This is a genomic window from Micromonospora sp. NBRC 110037 (assembly GCF_001652995.1).
Taxonomy (GTDB): Bacteria; Actinomycetota; Actinomycetes; order Mycobacteriales; family Micromonosporaceae; genus Micromonospora; species Micromonospora chalcea.
In genome coordinates this window covers 1-5,216 of sequence record NZ_BBVA01000023.1, presented here as the reverse complement: position 1 = coordinate 5,216, position 5,216 = coordinate 1, and the positions used below count along the sequence as shown (strand labels likewise).

Annotated in this window: 3 rRNA genes; all 3 read right to left on the bottom strand. The window is 58.2% G+C overall.

Features of this window, described 5'->3' with window-relative positions:
- Positions 1–117: ribosomal RNA gene (gene rrf, locus A4R25_RS30375) — 5S ribosomal RNA — on the bottom strand.
- A 74-nt stretch (positions 118–191) separates the two neighbouring features.
- A 23S ribosomal RNA gene (locus A4R25_RS30370) occupies positions 192–3,300 on the bottom strand.
- Between the two features lie 390 nt (positions 3,301–3,690).
- Positions 3,691–5,205, bottom strand: a 16S ribosomal RNA gene (locus A4R25_RS30365).
- Together the 16S, 23S and 5S rRNA genes form the textbook arrangement of a ribosomal RNA operon.
- Positions 5,206–5,216: the final 11 nt, after the last annotated feature.

The following is a 5,216-nucleotide window of genomic DNA, read 5'->3' as shown; positions in this document are numbered from 1 at the left end:
GTCCGGCGGTGTCCTACTCTCCCACACCCTCCCGAGTGCAGTACCATCGGCGCTGGAGGGCTTAGCTTCCGGGTTCGGAATGTGACCGGGCGTTTCCCCTCCGCCATGACCGCCGTAACTCTATGAACATGTCAACCAACCCTGCGGGTGATCGTTTGTTCAGAGTTGCACAGTGGACGCGTAGCAGCTTGGTAGTCAAGTCCTCGGCCTATTAGTACCGGTCAACTGAACCCGTTACCGGGCTTACATTTCCGGCCTATCAACCCAGTCGTCTAGCTGGGGGCCTTACCCCACAAAGTGGGTGGGATACCTCATCTTGAAGCGAGCTTCCCGCTTAGATGCTTTCAGCGGTTATCCCTTCCGAACGTAGCTAACCAGCCGTGCCCCTGGCGGGACAACTGGCACACCAGAGGTTCGTCCGTCCCGGTCCTCTCGTACTAGGGACAGCCCTTCTCAAGTATCCTACGCGCACGGCGGATAGGGACCGAACTGTCTCACGACGTTCTAAACCCAGCTCGCGTACCGCTTTAATGGGCGAACAGCCCAACCCTTGGGACCTGCTACAGCCCCAGGATGCGACGAGCCGACATCGAGGTGCCAAACCATCCCGTCGATATGGACTCTTGGGGAAGATCAGCCTGTTATCCCCGGGGTACCTTTTATCCGTTGAGCGACACCGCTTCCACATGCCAGTGCCGGATCACTAGTCCCGACTTTCGTCCCTGCTCGACCTGTCAGTCTCACAGTCAAGCTCCCTTGTGCACTTGCACTCAACACCTGATTGCCAACCAGGCTGAGGGAACCTTTGGGCGCCTCCGTTACCCTTTAGGAGGCAACCGCCCCAGTTAAACTACCCACCAGACACTGTCCCTGAACCGGATAACGGTCCGAAGTTAGATACCCAAATCAACCAGAGTGGTATTTCAAGATTGCCTCCACCCATACTGGCGTATAGGCTTCACCGGCTCCCACCTATCCTACACAAGCTAATTCAGATACCAATGTCAAGCTATAGTAAAGGTCCCGGGGTCTTTCCGTCCTGCCGCGCGTAACGAGCATCTTTACTCGTACTGCAATTTCGCCGGGCCTGTGGTTGAGACAGTGGGGAAGTCGTTACGCCATTCGTGCAGGTCGGAACTTACCCGACAAGGAATTTCGCTACCTTAGGATGGTTATAGTTACCACCGCCGTTTACTGGCGCTTAAGTTCTCCGCTTCGCCCCGAAGAGCTAACAGGTCCCCTTAACGTTCCAGCACCGGGCAGGCGTCAGTCCATATACATCGAATTACTTCTTCGCATGGACCTGTGTTTTTAGTAAACAGTCGCTTCCCCCTGCTCTCTGCGGCCATACAACGCTCCACCCGCGCGGGGCTTCACGTCTCCGGCCCCCCTTCTCCCTAAGTTACGGGGGCAATTTGCCGAGTTCCTTAACCACAGTTCGCCCGATCGCCTCGGTATTCTCTACCTGACCACCTGTGTCGGTTTGGGGTACGGGCCGCTAAGAACTCGCTAGAGGCTTTTCTCGGCAGCATAGGATCACTGACTTCACCTGAATCGGCTCGGCATCACGTCTCAGCCCCATGTGTCGCGGATTTGCCTACGACACGGCCTACACGCTTACCCCGGCACAACCACCGGCCGGGCTCAGCTACCTTCCTGCGTCACCCCATCGCTTGACTACTACCCGCCAGGTTCCCACGCTCCCCACCTTTGGTCCGAAGACCGCCGGCAGTTCGGGTGGTTAGCACAACGAGGTTCGTCAGGGTCGCTCTTTCGCGGGTACGGGAATATCAACCCGTTGTCCATCGACTACGCCTCTCGGCCTCGCCTTAGGTCCCGACTCACCCAGGGCGGATTAGCCTGGCCCTGGAACCCTTGGTCATCCGGCGGAAGGGTTTCTCACCCTTCTTTCGCTACTCATGCCTGCATTCTCACTCGTGCCGCGTCCACAACTGGGTCACCCCGCTGCTTCACCCCCGGCACGACGCTCCCCTACCCATCCACACACCTGCACCTGGCATCAAGGCCAGGCGAAGTTAAAATGTGAATGCCACAGCTTCGGCGGTGTGCTTGAGCCCCGCTACATTGTCGGCGCGGAACCACTTGACCAGTGAGCTATTACGCACTCTTTAAAGGGTGGCTGCTTCTAAGCCAACCTCCTGGTTGTCTATGCGACCCCACATCCTTTTCCACTTAGCACACGCTTAGGGGCCTTAGCTGGTGATCTGGGCTGTTTCCCTCTCGACTACGAAGCTTATCCCCCGCAGTCTCACTGCCGCGCTCTCACTTACCGGCATTCGGAGTTTGGCTGATTTCGGTAAGCTTGTGGGCCCCCTAGACCATCCAGTGCTCTACCTCCGGCAAGAAACACGCGACGCTGCACCTAAATGCATTTCGGGGAGAACCAGCTATCACGGAGTTTGATTGGCCTTTCACCCCTAACCACAGGTCATCCCCCAACTTTTCAACGTTGGTGGGTTCGGCCCTCCACGCGGTCTTACCCGCGCTTCAGCCTGCCCATGGCTAGATCACTCCGCTTCGGGTCTAGAGCATGCGACTAAAAACGCCCTATTCAGACTCGCTTTCGCTACGGCTCCCCCACACGGGTTAACCTCGCCACATGCCACTAACTCGCAGGCTCATTCTTCAAAAGGCACGCCGTCACCCCGCAAGGCTCCGACGGATTGTAGGCGAACGGTTTCAGGTACTATTTCACTCCCCTCCCGGGGTACTTTTCACCATTCCCTCACGGTACTCGTCCGCTATCGGTCACCAGGAAGTATTTAGGCTTACCAGGTGGTCCTGGCAGATTCACGGCAGATTTCAGGAGTCCGCCGCTACTCGGGAACACCCACAGAAGACCAGCAACTTTCACCTACCGGACTATCACCGTCTACGGTCAGCCATTCCAGACTGTTCGACTAACCACTGGCTTTGTAACTTCTCGAACAAGTGTCAGCTTGCTCAGCAGGGTCCCACAACCCCGACCACGCAACCCCTGACAGGTATCACACGCAGCCGGTTTAGCCTCAATCCGCTTTCGCTCGCCACTACTCACGGAATCACTAAATTGTTTTCTCTTCCTACGGGTACTGAGATGTTTCACTTCCCCGCGTTCCCCCCACACACCCTATGTGTTCAGGTGCGGGTGACATCACATGACTGATGCCGGGTTTCCCCATTCGGACACCCTGGGATCACAGCTTGGTTGACAGCTCCCCCAGGCCTATCGCGGCCTCCCACGTCCTTCATCGGCTCCTGGTGCCAAGGCATCCACCGTTCGCCCTTGACAACTTGACCACAAAGATGCTCGCGTCCACTGTGCAATTCTCAACAAACAACCAACCCACAACCCACAGCCCCACACCTGCAACCACCACGTGATCACGGTTTGCGAGACCAGGCCATGCCTGGCGCCTCACGCCCCCGGGACCAACGTCCACACGGGGCATCTCAAGGCTCTGAAACAACAACCGCTCGGGTTGTTCTTTCAGGACCCAACAGGGTGCTTACATCCGTCCCCAGCCGCACCACAGACTCGTTCCCACCACCCCGAAGAGCAGCTGTACTAGAGGATCCGCAGCCGTTGCCGGCGACCGACTTGCCAGTGTCTCCGCCATCTGAGCACCCCACCACCACATTCGGGCGGTGCGGGCTCCATGCCACCTTTCGGTGGATGGTGCTCCTTAGAAAGGAGGTGATCCAGCCGCACCTTCCGGTACGGCTACCTTGTTACGACTTCGTCCCAATCGCCAGCCCCACCTTCGACGGCTCCCTCCACAAGGGTTGGGCCACCGGCTTCGGGTGTTGCCGACTTTCGTGACGTGACGGGCGGTGTGTACAAGGCCCGGGAACGTATTCACCGCAGCGTTGCTGATCTGCGATTACTAGCGACTCCGACTTCACGGGGTCGAGTTGCAGACCCCGATCCGAACTGAGACCGGCTTTTTGGGATTCGCTCCACCTCACGGTATCGCAGCCCATTGTACCGGCCATTGTAGCATGCGTGAAGCCCTGGACATAAGGGGCATGATGACTTGACGTCATCCCCACCTTCCTCCGAGTTGACCCCGGCAGTCTTCGATGAGTCCCCGCCATAACGCGCTGGCAACATCGAACGAGGGTTGCGCTCGTTGCGGGACTTAACCCAACATCTCACGACACGAGCTGACGACAGCCATGCACCACCTGTGACCGCCCCCGAAGGACCTGCCATCTCTGACAGTTTTGCGGCCATGTCAAACCCAGGTAAGGTTCTTCGCGTTGCATCGAATTAATCCGCATGCTCCGCCGCTTGTGCGGGCCCCCGTCAATTCCTTTGAGTTTTAGCCTTGCGGCCGTACTCCCCAGGCGGGGCGCTTAATGCGTTAGCTGCGGCACAGGGAACCGGAGAGGCCCCCCACACCTAGCGCCCAACGTTTACAGCGTGGACTACCAGGGTATCTAATCCTGTTCGCTCCCCACGCTTTCGCTCCTCAGCGTCAGTATCGGCCCAGAGACCCGCCTTCGCCACCGGTGTTCCTCCTGATATCTGCGCATTTCACCGCTACACCAGGAATTCCAGTCTCCCCTACCGAACTCTAGCCTGCCCGTATCGACCGCAGGCCTGGGGTTGAGCCCCAGGTTTTCACGGTCGACGCGACAAGCCGCCTACGAGCTCTTTACGCCCAATAAATCCGGACAACGCTCGCGCCCTACGTCTTACCGCGGCTGCTGGCACGTAGTTGGCCGGCGCTTCTTCTGCAGGTACCGTCACTTACGCTTCGTCCCTGCTGAAAGAGGTTTACAACCCGAAGGCCGTCATCCCTCACGCGGCGTCGCTGCATCAGGCTTCCGCCCATTGTGCAATATTCCCCACTGCTGCCTCCCGTAGGAGTCTGGGCCGTGTCTCAGTCCCAGTGTGGCCGGTCGCCCTCTCAGGCCGGCTACCCGTCGTCGCCTTGGTAGGCCATCACCCCACCAACAAGCTGATAGGCCGCGAGCCCATCCCAAGCCGAAAAACTTTCCACCAAACACCATGCGGTGCAAGGTCATATCCGGTATTAGCCCCGGTTTCCCGGGGTTATCCCAAAGCCTGGGGCAGGTTGCTCACGTGTTACTCACCCGTTCGCCGCTCGAGTACCCCGAAGGGCCTTTCCGCTCGACTTGCATGTGTTAAGCACGCCGCCAGCGTTCGTCCTGAGCCAGGATCAAACTCTCCAACAAAAATCTTTGTC